Below are 15,259 nucleotides of genomic sequence, written 5' to 3'. Positions count from 1 at the left end.
GGCTCAGTAGAGGAAGAACGGCGCCGACGGGCTGCTCGGCCGCACGCCGGTCGGCACCGGGGCGATGTCGCGTACCCGGCCGGGCTCGATCCGTTCGAACGGGCTGCTGCGGTACGCCACCCCGTTCGCCTCGTACATGTAGGCCCCGCTGGGCGCCCGCACGCTGCGGTTGGTCGGGTACGCGGTCAGATGGTTGACCTTGGCGCCGAGGTCGGTCTTCAGCGGCGTCTCCAAAGCGCCGTCGACACTGATCTCGTAGATCGCCGGCTGGCCGACCGACCCCGCCACCACCAGCTGGTCCTCCCCGCCCCAGTCGGCCGCCGTGGGGGTGGTCAGCGAGGTGACCAACTCTCGGGGCGGGCCGATGGAGACTCCGCCGCCGTCGAGGTTGACCGCGGCGACGTAGAGACGGCCGCCGGCGATCAGCGCGACCCGCTGGCCGTCCAACGCGGCAGCCACCGCGGCGACCTCGGCGGAGGGCAGGTTGAGCGGCACCGGATACATCCGGGCGGCCTCGTCGAACCGGTAGAGCCGCCCGTCGGCCACCACCAGGCCGCGGCCGGGGCGGGAGTCGACACTACGCAGCCAGACCGGCCGGCTGATCGAGGAATATTCGGCGCCGCTGCGGCTGAGTACGGAGACCGGGTCGACGCCCGTGCCCACGGCGAGTCGGTACCGGTTCTTGGTGCTGCCGGTGACCACCATCGCGGCGAGAATCCGCCGGTCCTTGGCCAGCCCGAGGCCGGCGGCGACGACGTTGCGGTTGACCTCGGGTGTCAACGGCACGGTGCCGCTGGGCTCGCCCTCGAAGTCGAGTGGGTGGATCGCGCCGTCGTACACGCCGAACCGCTGTGGGCTGGCGGTGTGCGGGTAGAGCGCCAGGGTCTCTCGTCGCTCAGCCAGGTCCACCACGGGTTGCGCGTTGTTGCGGATCTTCAACTCCAGCTGGCCGGACAGGTCGCCCAACGACCAGGCGATCTGCGTGATCAACTGGTCGATCCCGTTCTGGTCGTCATCGGACATGTCCAGGTTGACCTCCCACCGACCGTTTCCGCCGGTGGCGTTGTTGATCAGCTCGGTGCGGTCCGGCAGCCCGACGACACCCGGGCGCAGCCAGTCGGAGGGGCCGCCGACCAGCCACTTCACCACCTCGTTGACCCGCCGCTCGCCCGGCACCGCCTGCGGCCGATAGCGCTGGTCGGGCACCAGGCGGCTGCGGTCCGAACTCCAGAAGTAGATCGTCTCGCTCTGGTAATACTGCTGGAGGGCGGTGTCGCTGAGCAGCAGCACGTTGGGCGGGTTGATGACGTACAAGCCGGCCCGGTCGTCGTTGACGTCGCCGGTGAAGGACGCGCTGCGCAGACCGAACTCGTACTCCGTCTCGGTCGCCACCGGTGGCGCCAGGGTGCCGTTGGCACGCAGCACGCCGATCTGCTGCACAGCGATCTTCACGGTCGTGGTCCGGTCGCTGTTGGGGGTGTAGACCGCCTCGCGCAGCCGGACCACGTTCAGCGCGACCTCGCTGCCCTTCTTGTCCTGTAGGCGGGTCTTGTCCTCCGGGGCGATGAACGTCTTGACCCGCTCGTACGCCCGATCCGGCTCGCCGGCCGCGGCGGACAGGAAGTTGCGGACGAACGCCCCGTTGTCGCTGCCGCTGGCCGGCCGCGTCGGTGGCTCACTGCCCCGACTGATCACACCGGCCTCGGTCGCGGCACCGCCCTTGCCGTCCACCCGCACGTCGGACGCCGCCGGGATGCCACAGCCGGCACCCAGCAGCACCACCACGCCGAGGGCACCGAGCAGAGTCGGCCGTCTCACGAGCGCACCTCCGTCCGCTGCCCGTCCCCGGCCGGAGCCGGGCCGATCGCCAACGCCCCGCCGGTGCCCGGACCGATGGCCAGTGGGCCGCCGTCGCGGGGGCCGCCGAACGGCAGGGCGGCGTCGGCCGGCACCAGCCGCAGCGGCGAGGTGGTCAGCCGATCGCCCGCACGGGCCGGCAGGGTGAGCCGGAACTGCGCGCCCTGCCCGGGAGCGCCCCACGCCTCCAGCCAGCCGCCGTGCAGCCGAGCGTCCTCCAGGCTGATCGACAGGCCCAGCCCGGTGCCCCCGGTCTGCCGAGCCCGGGACGGGTCCGCCCGCCAGAACCGGTTGAACACCAACTTCTCCTCGCCCACCTTCAGCCCCACACCGTGGTCTCGAACGGTGATCGCCACGGCGGTCTCGTCGATGCCGAGGGTGATCAGCACCGGCCGGGCCTCACCGTGCTCGACAGCGTTGCCGACCAGGTTGCGCAACACCCGCTCGACCCGGCGCGGGTCGACCTCGGCGATCACCGGTGTGCCGGGCAGGTCGAGTTCGATCGGTACGCCCACCCGCTCGGCCAGGCCAGCCAGCCGGTCGACCACCCGGTGCACCACCGGCACCAGGTCGGTCGGCTCCGAATCCAGCATGGCGAAGCCCGCGTCGAACCGACTGATCTCCAGCAGGTCAGTGAGCAGTTCCTCGAATCGATCCAGCTCGGCCTGGAGCAGCTCCGCGCTGCGGGCGACCGCCGGGTCGAACTCGTCCCGCTCGGCGAAGATCAGGTCAGCGGCCATCCGGACCGTGGTCAGCGGCGTACGTAGCTCATGCGAGACGTCCGAGGTGAAGCGGCGCTGCAACCGGGACATCTCTTCCAGCCGCAGGATCTGCCGTTGCAGGTTGGTGGCCATCTGGTTGAACGACGCGGCGAGCAGCGCGAGGTCGTCCTCGCCGTTGACCACCATCCGCTGGTCGAGCAGGCCAGCGGAGAGCCGCTGGGCGGTCCGTGCGGCGACCCGGACCGGGTTGACCACCAGCCGGGTGACCAACGCCGCGAGCAACCCGAGCAGGATCACCAGCGCGACTCCGGTGGCCACCACTGTGGCCCGGGCGTCGGCGGCGGTCACGTCCTGCCGGCCCAGCGGCACCAGATAGTAAAGCTCGATCTGGCCGAAGCTGGTGGGCACCGGCGACCCGTAGACCAGGTACTTGGTGGTCTCGCCGGTGAGTCGCCCGGTGCGGATCTGGCTGGCCACCTTGCCGTCGGCGATCGCGGCGCGCAGCTCGGGGCTGATCAGCGACTGGACGTTCGCGGACGGGGAGGTGCGGGTCTGGATGTCGTTGGGATAGTCGGCGGCGGTGATCGCCACCACCACGCCGCTGGTCTGCTGGGGGTCGCCGCCGGCCAGGTAGTTGACAGTGCCGTCGATGGTCTCCTGGAGTTGCGCCTCCTGCGGCTGCCGGTACAAGGAGACCTGCTTGGCCGCGTAACTGGCACCGCTGGTCACCCGCTGCCGGACGTCGCTGCGCGCGCTGTCGAGCAGGATGGTGGTGATCTTGTCAGCGATCAGGAACGCGAACCCGCCGACCAGCAGGCTGGACGCGACAAGCGTGATGGTCACGACCCGGACCTGGAGCGAGCGGCGCCAGGTCTGGTGCGCCCGGCCCACCATCCGGGCGACCCGACTGCTCACCGCACGCCAGGACTCCCCGCCGGCGCTGGGCCGGCGGGCAGCCGTACTCGGGGAGGGTGGGGGCGGCGAGGTCGACACAGTGCGACCAGGCTATCCGGTCCCTGCCTTGTAGCCCACGCCCCGCACGGTGAGGATGATTTCCGGTCGCTCCGGGTCCGGTTCGATCTTGGCCCGCAACCGCTGGACGTGCACGTTGACCAGGCGGGTGTCGGCCGCGTGCCGGTAGCCCCAGACCTGCTCGAGCAGCACCTCGCGGGTGAAGACCTGACGTGGCTTGCGGGCGAGCGCGACCAGCAGGTCGAACTCCAGCGGAGTCAGCTTCACCTCCTCGTCGTTGCGGCTCACGGTGTGCGCCGGCACGTCGATGGTGATCTGGTTGTCCGGCGGCCCGATGGTGAGCATCTCGGGGGCGACGTCCTCGCCTCGGCGCAGTCGGGCCCGCATCCGGGCCACCAGCTCCTTGGGCTTGAACGGCTTGACCACGTAGTCGTCGGCGCCGGACTCCAAGCCGAGCACGACGTCCACGGTGTCGCTCTTCGCGGTCAGCATGACGATGGGCACGCCGGACTCCGCACGGATGGACCGGGCGACGTCTATACCGCTCATACCGGGAAGCATCAGGTCAAGAAGCACGATATCGGGACGACTATCGCGAAAAGCGGCCAACGCCCGCTCGCCGTCCGCCACGAACGAGGGCAGGAAACCCTCACTGCGCAGCACGATGCCGAGCATCTCGGCGAGCGCGGGGTCATCGTCGACCACCAGTACGCGGGCTCTCATGGGATTAATATTGCATCCTCATTCGGTTCGGTGGGACCGGCGTCCGCCGGCAACGCTTCACGCCGCCGTCAAACCGGGTGACCGCGGTCCGCGGCGGCGGCGCCACGTGCTGCGGTGCCTGTCGCACGGATGAACCGTCGGCCAGGCTGCCACCATGATCCCCCGTCGGCGCCGCCCAGCGCCACCGCAAGCTGGGCCGATCCGGCTGTCGCCATCCGGACGACGCTCAGCCGAACAGCCCACGCCCCCAGTGATCGCCGCCGTCGCGTACCCCCGGCGGGCAGGCGAACACCCCGCTGGAGACGTGTCGCAGGTACTCGTTCATCACGTCGTGCCGCGCCAGCTGGGTCTGGATCGGCACGAACTGGCGGCGTGGGTCGCGCTGGTAGGCGATGAAGAAGAGGCCCGCGTCGAGCCGGCCGAGGCCGTCCGAGCCGTCGACGAAGTTGTAACCCCGGCGCAGCAGTTGGGCGCCGCCGTTCCGGCTCGCGTGGGCCAGCGCGACATGGGCGTGCTCGGCGATCACCGGCTTCCCGTCCGCGCCGCGCGCGGCGAAGTCGGGCTCGTCGAACTCGTCGCTCCGACCGAGTGGCGCGCCGCTGCCCTTGGCCCGGCCGACGATCTCCTCCTGCTCGGCGAGGGAGGTCCGGTCCCAGGTCTCCACCAGCATCCGGATCTTGCGGGTGACCAGGTACGAGCCTCCGACCATCCAGTCCGGCCCGTCGCCCGGCTGCACCCACAACTGGTCGCGCAGCAGGTCGGTGTCCTCGGCCTTGAGGTTGGCCGTGCCGTCCTTGAACCCGAAGAGGTTGCGCGCGGTGGCCTGGTCCCGGGACGTCGACGAGGTGCGGCCAAAGCCGAGCTGCGACCAGCGGACGCTCACCACGCCCATGCCGAGCCGGGCCAGGTTGCGGATCGCGTGCACCGCCACCTGCGGGTCGTTGGCACAGGCCTGGACGCAGAGGTCGCCGCCGGAGAGCTGCGGCTGCAACGCGTCGCCGGGGAACTTCGGCAGCTCGGCAAGGGCGGCGGGCCGACGGTCGGCGAGGCCGAAGCGGTCCCGCCCGTCGGCGTCGCGGAACAACGTCGGCCCGAAGCCGATGGTGAGGGTGAGCTGCGAGGGAGGCAGGCCGAGCGCTTCGCCGGTGTCGTCCGGTGGGGCCTCCGGCATTCCGCCGACCGCACCCAGCACCCCGGCATCGCGCCCCGCGGTCATCCGGGCGGCGGCAGCCGACCACTCCTCGAGCAGTTCGGCCAGCCGGACCCGGTCCTTGGTGATCACGTCGAAGGCCACGAAGTGCAGCCGGTCCTGCGCCGGGGTGACGATGCCGGCCTGGTGCTCACCGTGGAACGGCACCGCCCCGGCCGGGTGGTCGCTCGCCGCGGCCGGGCCGTGGGAGCCGTTCAGCAGTGCCCCCGCGCCGGCCGCCACCCCGGCGACCCCGGCCACCCCGGCGCCGGCCAGGGTGATCGCCCGGCGCCGGGTCAACCTGCTTCCGCTCATCGACTCGACTCTTTCTGCCTCGTGGTCACTTCGCCACGGCCGCGGCGACCTTGCTGATCGGCTCGGCGAGCGCGTTGATCCCGTCGGAGAGCTCCTTGAGCTCGGCCTTGCTCAGCGCGGTGTGCAGCTTCCACCCGTCGCCGGCGCGGTGCTTGCCGAGCAGTCCCTCGACGTTGGCGAACTCGGTGTCCAGCTGGGTGACCAGCTCCGGCGAGCGCTTTTGCAGCGCGGGGCGGAGGGCGGACACGGCGGCCTTGGAACCTTCCAGGTTGGCGGCGAAGTCCCACAGGTCGGTGTGCGAGTAGCGTTCCTCCTCGCCGGTGATCTTGCCGCTGGCGACCTCGTCGAGCAGTTCCTTGGCGCCGTTGGCGAGTTGGAGCGGGGAGAGCTTCTCGGCGTTCGCCTTGGTCACGATCTCCTTGACGTCGACCAGCAGCCGGTCGGCGATCGGGCCGTCCTTGCTGATGTCACCGGACTGCCAGAGGTCCTTCTCGATCCGGTGGAAGCCGGTGAACTCCATCCCCTCCTCGATGACCTCCTCGCGGCCGTCGATTTTGGGGTCGAGGTCGCCGAAGATCTCGGCAACCGGCTCGATCCGCTCCCAGTAGGTGCGGGCGACCGGGTAGAGCGCCTTGGACTTCGCGACATCGCCGGCCTTGACCGCTCCGACGAACTCCTCGGTCTTGTCCAACAGCGCGGCGGTCTGGCTCCTGATGTAACGCTGGTAGTTGTCGGTGGCATCACCCAGCGCGGCGTCGGCGGTGAGCGGCTGCGCCGACCCGCTGACCTTGAGCGCGCCCCGGATGCCCTTGCCACTCATCCCCGGCTTGCAGGCGGTCTCGTACGTGCCGGCCGGCAACTCCACGTGCAGCTCGCGGCTCAGACCGGGGGCGATGTTCTCCACCTCGCCCATCACCCGGTCGCCGTCGGCGTACACGTAGAACTCGGTCACCTTCGCGCCCGAGTTGGTGATCTTGAAGGTGGCGGTGCCGGCATCCAGGTCGGTCGAGCCGACCTCACAGGCGGTGTCGCTGGCCTTGACCACGATCGGGCCGCCGGCCCCGGCCTGGTCGCCCTTGTCGGAATCGGAGCAGGCGGCCAGACCGGCCGTCGCCAGCACGCCGGCGGCGGCCAGCGCGAAGAACTGGTTGGTACGCATCTGGGCGGTCTCTCCTCGTGGGTCAGGCACGCTGCGGCGTGGACGCCGCCTCGGCCTCGGCCTCGGCGCCGGTGTCGGCCCCGCGCTCGGTGTCTGTGGTGGTCGTCGCGGTGGGTGCCGGCTTACGCCGGGCCGGTCGCAGGAAGAGCAGGAGCACCGGCACGGCGTACCCGACCCAGGCGATCGTCTCCAGCACGGTGGGCGCGGGAGTCACGTTGAACATGCCGGCGAGCAGAGTGGCGTACCAGGTGCTCGGGTCGAGCACGCTGGTGATGTCGAAGGCCAGGTTGTTCAGGCCGGGCAGGACGCCGGCCTCCTGGAAGTCGTGCACGCCGTACTTCAGGATGCCGGCGGCGACCAGGATCAGCAGCGCGCCGGTCCAGGTGAAGAACTTGCTGAGGTTGATTCGCAGGGCGCTGGCGTAGAGCAGCACGCCGAGGACCACGGCGGTGACGATGCCGCCGATCAACGCCAGCAGCGGCCCGCTGTCGCCGGACGCGCCCTGGGCGGCCGAGTAGAAGATCAGCGCGGTCTCCAGGCCCTCGCGGATCACCGCGAGGAAGGCCATTCCGGCGACGGCGAGGGACCCGACCGCCAGCGCCTCGGTGAGCTTGCCCCGCAGCTCGCCGGCGATGGTCCGGGCGGCCCGGCGCATCCAGAAGATCATCCAGGTCACGAAGACCACGGCGGCGACCGAGGTGATCGCTTCGAACAACTCACGATCCTCGGAACGGGACAGCAACGAGGTCGACGTGTACTCGATCAGCCAGCCGAAGAACACCGAGAGCGCCACGGCCAGGCCGACGCCCGCCCAGACCTGCGGCAGTCGGTCCCGACGCTGCGACTTCACCAGGAAGGCGACCAGGATGCTGACCACCAGGGTGGCTTCCAGCCCTTCCCGCAGGCCGATCAGATAGGTGGCGAACATCCAAGCTCCGATTAGGTTAGGCACGCCTTGGCTGACTTAGGGCAGGCATACCTTCCTACCTGGCCAGCGTTGTCGTCAAGTCGTTCACGACAAGCTCACCCTGTCTGCGGCGAACCCCACTGTGCGAAGATCGCGCCGTGAGGGGATTCCTACCGTGGTTGACGGTGCTGGCCGTGGTGCTGCTGCTCAGCGCACTACGCCTACGGGCACTGGCCACCCTCGTCTCGCTCGGCTGGCTGGCCTGGTGCATCTGGACCTGGTTCCGCCCCACCCGCCGCAGCTGACCCCGCCACCGCGCACCCCTGTGCCACCCCCGCCACCCCGCCCACCCCCGCGATCTTGCACTTTCTGCGGCGGCGTATCGGATCAAAAGCCGCATTTCTCCAACCGAAACTGCAAGATCGCGGGAGTGGAGGGGCGCGATAGCGGCCCGTGGCGGGGCAGGGCGACAGACGACGGACCGGGTCGGCTGTGAACAGCCGACCCGGTCCGGAGATGTCGATCAGTAGCGGTAGTGATCCGGCTTGAACGGGCCCTCCTGGGAGACGCCGAGGTAGGCGGCCTGCTCCTTGGTCAGCGTGCTCAGCTTGGCGCCGAGCGCACCGAGGTGCAGCCGGGCCACCTTCTCGTCCAGGTGCTTGGGCAGCACGTAGACGCCGATCGGGTACTCCTCGGTCTTGGTGAAGAGCTCGATCTGGGCGATCGTCTGGTTGGAGAACGAGTTCGACATGACGAAGCTCGGGTGCCCGGTCGCGTTGCCCAGGTTCAGCAGGCGGCCCTCGGAGAGCACGATGATGGCGTGCCCGTCGGCGAAGCGCCACAGGTCGACCTGCGGCTTGATGTTGATCCGCTCGACGTCGGAACGCTTGGCCAGCCCGGCCATGTCGATCTCGTTGTCGAAGTGGCCGATGTTGCCGACGATGGCCTGGTGCTTCATCCGGGCCATGTGCTCGTTGGTGATGACGTCGAAGCAGCCGGTGGCGGTGATGAAGATGTCGGCCTGCTCGACAACGTCGTCCAGGGTGGCGACCTGGTAACCGTCCATCGCGGCCTGCAACGCGCAGATCGGGTCCACCTCGGTCACCACGACCCGGGCGCCCTGGCCGCGCAGCGACTCGGCGCAGCCCTTGCCCACGTCGCCGTAGCCCATGACGACCGCCATCTTGCCGCCGATCAGCACGTCGGTGGCGCGGTTGATGCCGTCGATGAGCGAGTGCCGGCAGCCGTACTTGTTGTCGAACTTGCTCTTGGTGACCGAGTCGTTGACGTTGATGGCCGGGAAGAGCAGGGTGCCCGCCCGGTGCATCTCGTAGAGCCGGTGCACGCCGGTGGTGGTCTCCTCGGTCACGCCCTTGATGCCGGCGGAGATCCGGGTCCAGCGCTGGGGGTCCTCGCCGAGCGAGCGGTGCAGCAGCTCGAGGATGACCGCGTACTCCTCGGAGTCGGCGGACTCGACCGGCGGGACCGCACCGGCACGCTCGAACTCGGTGCCCTTGTGTACGAGCAGGGTGGCGTCGCCGCCGTCGTCGAGGATCATGTTGGGGCCCTGCCCGTCCGGCCAGGCGAGCACCTGCTCGGTGCACCACCAGTACTCCGGCAGGGTCTCGCCCTTCCAGGCGTACACCGGAACCCCGGCCGGGGCCTCGGGGGTGCCGTCCGGGCCGACGACGATCGCCGCGGCGGCGTGGTCCTGGGTGGAGAAGATGTTGCAGGACGCCCAGCGCACCTGCGCGCCGAGCGCGACCAGCGTCTCGATGAGGACGGCGGTCTGGATGGTCATGTGCAGCGAGCCGGTGATCCGCGCGCCGGCCAGCGGCTGCGCCTCGGCGAACTCCCGGCGGATCGCCATCAGGCCGGGCATCTCGTGCTCGGCGAGCTGGATCTCTTTACGCCCGAACTCGGCGAGCGACAGATCCGCCACCTTGAAGTCGCCGGCCGCGAGCGTGCTCGGCCGGGCCTCGGACGGCGTGCCGCTAGCGGACGCCGGGAGGGTGCTGGTCATGAAAGCTCCTGTCGAACGATGTCTGCGCCGACCCTCCACCTTACGCGCGTCGGCGACGGGCATCAGGCACGGTCCACGGACAGCGCACGGGGCGGTCGGTCCTGGACGGACCTTCCCGTCCACGCCCCGCCCGCCCCGCGCATCCCCCCGGTTTGGTTTCCCCCGCACGTTCTCGGACCGTCGTCGCGATAACGCTGCGTACTCATAGAGTCACACTCAGGCAAGGCGGCGTCAAGCCATTCCGGGAAAGTCGGACTTGCGTCGTTCGCCAGCGCGGAGATCAGCGCAGCCCGGGCGTCGCCACGTACGCCACCCCGGCGCCGTCGACCCGCAGCGGCGCCCCGGACGCCGTACCGATCGCCGCCTCCCCGGACACCAGCGTCACCGCGCCGGCACCGTCGTCCACGGTGATCGAGCCGCCAGCGCAGAGCACCACCCGCGGGCCGGGCAGCGGCAGCGTCACCGAGGGCACCGCCGCGTCGACCCGCACCCGGTGCAGCGCGAAATCGTCCACCGGCACGGGCCACCAGTCCACGCCCGGACCGACCGGCTGCGGGGCCCGCACCGGATCCTCAAGCACCTCGAAACGCAGCACCCGCAACAACTCGTCGACGTCCACCCGCTTCGGGGTCAGGCCGCCGCGGAGCACGTTGTCGCTGGCCGCCATGATCTCCACTCCGCAGCCGCTCAGGTAGGCGTGCAGGTTGCCGGCGGGCATCCAGATCGCCTCCCCCGGCACCAGCCGCACGTGGTGCAACAGCAGCGCCACCAGCGCACCCGGATCCCCCGGGTACGCCTCGGCCAGCCGGCGGGTCAGCTCCGCGTCCGGGCCGTCGGCCGGTGCCGCCAGCACGGAAGCCAGCAGGTCGTAACGCTTGGCGACCGGCCAGCCGAGCAGCGTCCGCACTGCCGTCCGCAGTCCCTCCGGCCCGGCCCGCAACGCGGCGACCACCGGCGCCAACGCCGGTACGCCGAACGCGGCGAGCGCCTCGGCCGACTCCACCGGATCCCGGAACCCGCACAGCGCCTCGAACGGGGTGAGCGCGACCAGCAACTCCGGCTTGTGGTGCGGGTCGGAGTAGTTGCGCTGCCCCTCGGGACGCCCCGCCTCCGCCGCGTAGCCGGCCTGCGCCTGCGCGGCGTCGGGATGGGCCTGCAGGCTCAGCGGAGCGTCGGCCGCGAGCACCTTGAGCAGGAACGGCAGCCGACTACCGAACCGCTCCGACACCCGCTGGCCGAGCCACTGCCCCGGTTCGTCCCGCACAAGGTCACAGAGGCTCACCCGCAGACCGGCGCGATCCACGTGGGCCGGGGCGGCCGGGTGGGCCCCCAACCACAGCTCCGCCTCCGGACCCGCGCTGGGCACCGGCCGTCCCCGGAGCAGGGCGATGGCCGAGCGGGAGCCCCAGGCGTAGTCCCGGACCGGTCCGTACAGTGGCTCCACCCGTCAGCCCCCGGGCCGCCCGGCCGCCTCGCCCGACGCGTCCTGCGGCTGCGGTACGGCGGTGTCGGCAGCGGCACCGGTGCCAGCCTCGGCGGCAGCGGCACTGTAAACGTCCGGCTCCAGATAGATGACCCGGGCGATCGGCACCGCGGCGCGGATCCGCGCCTCCACGGCGTTGATGCCACGCGCCAGGTCGTGGGCGCTCTCGCACTTCGGAACGGCGATCTTCGCGGCCACCATCAGCTCTTCCGGGCCCAGGTAGAGCGTCTTCATGTGGATGATCCGCTCCACCTCGGGGCCGTCGGTGACGGCCCGCTCGATGGCGGCCAGCTCGGACGCCTCGGCGCCCTCACCGAGCAGCAGGCTCTTCGTCTCGATGGCCAGCACCACGGCGATGACGACCAGCAGGATTCCGATCATCGCGGTGCCGGCGGCGTCCCACCGGCCGTTGCCGGTGATCAGCGTCATGCCGACGCCGAACAGCGCGAACACCAGGCCGACCAGCGCGCCGAAGTCCTCCAGGAGCACCACCGGCAGCTCCGGCGCCTTGGCCCGGCGGATGAAGCGCACCCAGGACTGGTTGCCCCGGATGTGGTTGGACTCCTTGATGGCCGTCCGGAAGGAGAACGACTCCATCATGATCGCCGCCACCAGCACGACCACCGGCAACCAGTGCCAGGACGTGATGCCCTCCGCGTGATCCCACTTGTGGTACGCCTCGTAGAGCGCGAACAGACCACCGATGCTGAACAGCACGATGGACACGATGAACGCGTAGATGTAGCGCTCCCGGCCGTACCCGAACGGGTGTTCCGGGGTGGCCTCCCGCTTCGCCCGCTTACCGCCGAGCAGCAGCAGGCCCTGGTTGCCGGAGTCGGCGACCGAGTGGACCGCCTCGGCCAGCATCGACGACGAGCCGGAGAGCAGGAACGCAATGAACTTGGTGACGGCGATGCCGACGTTGGCCAGCAGGGCGGCGACAATCGCCTTCGTCCCACCGTTGGCGCTCATGCCACCGCTCCGCTTCGCCGCACGAAGTCGACCGGTCCGCGCATGGCGCGCCGCCCCCTGCATCCGTTCACTGGTTCGACAGCTCCTTCATCTCGGTGATGGCCGGAACGGCCATCGGGTCCAGCCCGTGGGCCAGCGCAAGGTAGATCGAGGCGAAATCGGGTACGGCGATCAACGACGCCAGCCGCTCCAGGGCGGAGCCGCCCTCGGCGGTCACCACGTCACACCGCACGCCACGACGCTCCGCGAGGGTCTGCACCGCGTCCGCGCGGCGCTCCTCGACGGCGAGCGGCTCGTCCGTGTCGTCCTCGGCGTTGAGCCCGCCGTCGCGCAGCAGCACCAGCCGCAGCCGGGTGCTCTCGCCGTCGTCCTCGGCCGGGTCGGCGAAGATGTCCCGCTCCCCCTCGGCCAGGCCGCCGAAGACTCCGTCGAGCAGCCCGACGCGACCCCGCCCGGCCTCGCCCAGCGCTCCGGTGACCACCGGGTAGCGGGCGTTGGCCGACAGGGTGTCGCCGAACCGACGGGCGGCCACCGTTGCCAACGGGGACGAGCCCCAGACGATCGGGATCGAGCCGGCCAGACCCAGGGCCAGTGACTTCGCCGGGTTGACGAAGGACTCGGCGGCGGACCGGCAACGGTCGGCGTCCGCGTCGAGCCGGGCCGCGGTCTCCGCCAGGTCCGCCTCGTTGACCTTCACCAGTCCGAGGGAACGGGCGGCGAGCAGGACCGGCACGGTGAGCGCCCAGAGGCTGGCCCGGGCCGGGGCGCGCCGGGGCACCGGGATGAACGGCGCCCGGGCCTGCTCGGCGATCGACTGCAACTGCGAGTCCGGGGCACCCACGGCGACGAGTCGGGCCCCACGGCGGTGGGCCGCCTCGGCGGCGCCGAGCGCCTCCGGGCTCCGACCGGACGCGCTCACCGCGATCACCACGTCGGCCGCGCCCACCCAACCGGGTACGCCAGCGGAACGGTGCCCGATGATCGGGACCGGGCAGCGCGGCCCGGCGACCGTGGCCAGCACATCTCCGGTACGCCCCGCCGTGCCGATGCCGGCGATCACGACGGCTCGGGGCCGCCCGTCGTCGGCGAGCACGGCCAGGTTCGCCTCGGCCGCCAGTGCGGCGCTCTCCCGAACCTGCGCACCGGCCGAGGCCGTGTGCCGGAGCATGCCGCCCGGGTCGGCCTCGGCCAACGCCTGCGGGTTGTCGAGCAGGGCCTCGTCGGCGTCACGACGTCCGCTGACCCCGGCCGTACCGTCGATCATGACGACTGCCCGGGGCCGCCACGCGCCTCGTCGAGCAGCAGCACCGGCACGTCGTCGCGGACCTCGAAGATCCGGCCGCACTCCGTGCAGGTCAACGTCTGCGCCTCGGCGTCGTAGGTGAGCGGGGCGTGGTGCGTGTCCGGACAGGCGATGATCTCGAGCAACTGCGGATCCAGGGCCATGGCACGGCTCCTTCCACGTGTGCGGCTTGACCGACGGCGGTGCCGACCGGCGCAGGGGATCTTATCGGCGAACGCGGTCGAGCACGTCGTCCCGGAGCGAGACCATCCGATCCCGGGTGGGCGCCTCGACGTTGAGACGCAGCAGCGGCTCCGTGTTGGAGGCGCGCAGGTTGAACCAGGCGCCGTCGGGGAAACGCAGGGTGAGCCCGTCCATCTCGTCGGCCACCGCATCGGGGTACGCGGCGCGCACCTCGGCCACCGCGGCCGCCTGGTCGGCCACCGTCGAGTTGATTTCGCCGGAGGCGATGTAGCGCTCGTACTCACCGGCCAGCACGGACAGTGGCAGCGACTGCTCGCCCAGCGCGGCCAACGTGTGCATCGCCGCGAGCATCCCGGTGTCGGCGAACCAGAAGTCCCGGAAGTAGTAGTGCGCGGAGTGCTCACCGCCGAAGACGGCGTTGGTGCGGGCCATCTCCGCCTTGATGAACGAGTGCCCGACCCGGGCGACGACCGGCTTTCCACCGTGCTCCCGGATGATCTCCGGGACCGCGCTGGAGGTGATCAGGCCGTGGATCACCGTGGAACCCGGGTGCTTGGCCAGCTCACGGGCGGCGACGAGTGCGGTGATCGCCGATGGGGAGACCGGCTCGCCGCGCTCGTCCACCACGAAGCACCGGTCGGCATCGCCGTCGAAGGCCAACCCGATGTCGGCCCCGTGCTCGACCACCGCGCGCTGGAGGTCGACCAGGTTCGCCGGGTCCAGTGGGTTGGCCTCGTGGTTGGGGAAGCTGCCGTCCAACTCGAAGTAGAGCGGCACGATCTCCAGCGGCAGCGGCGACAGGGCCGCGTCGCCCAGCACGGTCGGGACGGTGAAGCCACCCATGCCGTTGCCGGCGTCGACGACCACCTTCAACGGCCGGATGCCCGAGAGATCGACCAGCTTGCGCAGGTAGCCGGCGTAGTCGGGAAGCAGATCGCGCCGCTCGGCGGGCGCCGTCGGCGCACCGGCCGGACGGGCGTCGCCCGAATCCAGAAGCGCCTGGGCCCGCTCCCGGATCTCGGCCAGACCGCTCTCCTGGCCGATCGGACGGGCACCGGAGCGGCACATCTTGATGCCGTTGTACTGGGCGGGGTTGTGGCTGGCGGTGAACATCGCGCCGGGCAGGTCGAGCGAGCCGGACGCGTAGTAGAGCAAATCGGTCGAGGCGAGGCCGATCTCGATCACCGAGCGCCCCTCGGCACGTACGCCGGTGGCGAACGCGGCGGCCAGGCCGGGCGAGGTGGCCCGCATGTCGTACCCGACGACGACCGCGTCACCCGGCTCGTCGGTGGAGTTGAGCAGTTGGGTGAAGGCGGCGCCCAGTGCCTCGGCGACCCGTTCGTCCCACTGGTCCGGCACCGTCCCGCGGACGTCGTACGCCTTCACAATCTGGGACAGATCAGTCACGTGTTCCACTCCTTGGCCGCAGGTTAGACACCGATCCTGAGCCT

General features: G+C 70.8%; 13 protein-coding genes. 1 reads left to right on the top strand and 12 read right to left on the bottom strand.

All coding sequences use genetic code 11. The features are described 5' to 3' along the window. Nucleotides 1-3: 3 nt before the first annotated feature. From ABZU52_RS02630 to efeU, 6 genes are all read right to left on the bottom strand, one after another. Nucleotides 4-1,818: an LpqB family beta-propeller domain-containing protein gene (locus ABZU52_RS02630; protein WP_354969345.1), complete on the bottom strand. Its 1,815-nt coding sequence runs from the start codon at nucleotides 1,816-1,818 to the stop codon at nucleotides 4-6. Next, nucleotides 1,815-3,473, bottom strand: coding sequence for an MtrAB system histidine kinase MtrB (gene mtrB / locus ABZU52_RS02625; RefSeq protein ID WP_354969380.1), 1,659 nt, complete (start codon nucleotides 3,471-3,473; stop codon nucleotides 1,815-1,817). The genes ABZU52_RS02630 and mtrB overlap by 4 nt, the downstream gene beginning before the upstream one ends. Before the next feature lie 111 nt (nucleotides 3,474-3,584). Continuing rightward, nucleotides 3,585-4,274 (bottom strand): MtrAB system response regulator MtrA, encoded by a 690-nt coding sequence (gene mtrA, locus ABZU52_RS02620; protein ID WP_030331519.1) that lies wholly within the window; start codon nucleotides 4,272-4,274, stop codon nucleotides 3,585-3,587. Between the two features lie 226 nt (nucleotides 4,275-4,500). Further along, a complete protein-coding gene (gene efeB, locus ABZU52_RS02615) occupies nucleotides 4,501-5,778 on the bottom strand; it encodes an iron uptake transporter deferrochelatase/peroxidase subunit (protein WP_354969344.1) in 1,278 nt (425 codons plus the stop codon). 25 nt (nucleotides 5,779-5,803) lie between these two features. Then, entirely contained in the window at nucleotides 5,804-6,937 is a 1,134-nt protein-coding gene (efeO, locus tag ABZU52_RS02610; RefSeq protein WP_354969343.1) for an iron uptake system protein EfeO, read from the bottom strand. Between the two features lie 22 nt (nucleotides 6,938-6,959). Then, nucleotides 6,960-7,865: an iron uptake transporter permease EfeU gene (gene efeU / locus ABZU52_RS02605; protein WP_354969342.1), complete on the bottom strand. Its 906-nt coding sequence runs from the start codon at nucleotides 7,863-7,865 to the stop codon at nucleotides 6,960-6,962. 137 nt (nucleotides 7,866-8,002) lie between these two features. On the opposite strand from efeU, the gene ABZU52_RS02600 reads away from it, so the two are divergent. Then, on the top strand, nucleotides 8,003-8,149 hold the full coding sequence (locus tag ABZU52_RS02600; RefSeq protein WP_334497919.1) for a hypothetical protein: 147 nt from the start codon (nucleotides 8,003-8,005) through the stop codon (nucleotides 8,147-8,149). Nucleotides 8,150-8,367: 218 nt separating this feature from the next. Here the strand turns inward: ABZU52_RS02600 and ahcY are convergent, their stop codons facing one another. From ahcY to ABZU52_RS02570, 6 genes are all read right to left on the bottom strand, one after another. Then, a complete protein-coding gene (ahcY, locus tag ABZU52_RS02595; protein ID WP_354969341.1) occupies nucleotides 8,368-9,867 on the bottom strand; it encodes an adenosylhomocysteinase in 1,500 nt (499 codons plus the stop codon). 280 nt (nucleotides 9,868-10,147) lie between these two features. Then, nucleotides 10,148-11,311 (bottom strand): mannose-6-phosphate isomerase, class I, encoded by a 1,164-nt coding sequence (gene manA, locus ABZU52_RS02590; protein ID WP_354969340.1) that lies wholly within the window; start codon nucleotides 11,309-11,311, stop codon nucleotides 10,148-10,150. 3 nt (nucleotides 11,312-11,314) lie between these two features. Beyond that, nucleotides 11,315-12,322, bottom strand: coding sequence for a cation diffusion facilitator family transporter (locus tag ABZU52_RS02585; protein ID WP_354969339.1), 1,008 nt, complete (start codon nucleotides 12,320-12,322; stop codon nucleotides 11,315-11,317). Nucleotides 12,323-12,389: 67 nt separating this feature from the next. Then, a complete protein-coding gene (locus ABZU52_RS02580) occupies nucleotides 12,390-13,586 on the bottom strand; it encodes an SIS domain-containing protein (protein ID WP_354969338.1) in 1,197 nt (398 codons plus the stop codon). After that, on the bottom strand, nucleotides 13,583-13,768 hold the full coding sequence (locus tag ABZU52_RS02575; protein ID WP_354969337.1) for a Trm112 family protein: 186 nt from the start codon (nucleotides 13,766-13,768) through the stop codon (nucleotides 13,583-13,585). Before ABZU52_RS02575 ends, ABZU52_RS02580 begins: the two co-directional genes overlap by 4 nt. Before the next feature lie 61 nt (nucleotides 13,769-13,829). Continuing rightward, a complete protein-coding gene (locus ABZU52_RS02570) occupies nucleotides 13,830-15,215 on the bottom strand; it encodes a phosphomannomutase/phosphoglucomutase (protein ID WP_354969336.1) in 1,386 nt (461 codons plus the stop codon). Nucleotides 15,216-15,259 lie beyond the last annotated feature (44 nt).

Origin of the sequence: Micromonospora sp. NPDC005220, from assembly GCF_040607895.1 — a bacterium.
Taxonomy (GTDB): domain Bacteria; phylum Actinomycetota; class Actinomycetes; order Mycobacteriales; family Micromonosporaceae; genus Micromonospora.
This window is presented reverse-complemented; position numbering and strand designations above follow the sequence as displayed.

Coding starts and splice junctions, on each gene's coding strand:
- ahcY (WP_354969341.1), bottom strand. CDS start 9,867: ATGACCAGCACCCTCCCGGCGTCCGCTAGCGGCACGCCGTCCGAGGCC.
- efeO (WP_354969343.1), bottom strand. CDS start 6,937: ATGCGTACCAACCAGTTCTTCGCGCTGGCCGCCGCCGGCGTGCTGGCG.
- mtrA (WP_030331519.1), bottom strand. CDS start 4,274: ATGAGAGCCCGCGTACTGGTGGTCGACGATGACCCCGCGCTCGCCGAG.
- ABZU52_RS02575 (WP_354969337.1), bottom strand. CDS start 13,768: ATGGCCCTGGATCCGCAGTTGCTCGAGATCATCGCCTGTCCGGACACG.
- mtrB (WP_354969380.1), bottom strand. CDS start 3,473: ATGGTGGGCCGGGCGCACCAGACCTGGCGCCGCTCGCTCCAGGTCCGG.
- ABZU52_RS02585 (WP_354969339.1), bottom strand. CDS start 12,322: ATGAGCGCCAACGGTGGGACGAAGGCGATTGTCGCCGCCCTGCTGGCC.
- ABZU52_RS02580 (WP_354969338.1), bottom strand. CDS start 13,586: ATGATCGACGGTACGGCCGGGGTCAGCGGACGTCGTGACGCCGACGAG.
- efeU (WP_354969342.1), bottom strand. CDS start 7,865: ATGTTCGCCACCTATCTGATCGGCCTGCGGGAAGGGCTGGAAGCCACC.
- efeB (WP_354969344.1), bottom strand. CDS start 5,778: ATGAGCGGAAGCAGGTTGACCCGGCGCCGGGCGATCACCCTGGCCGGC.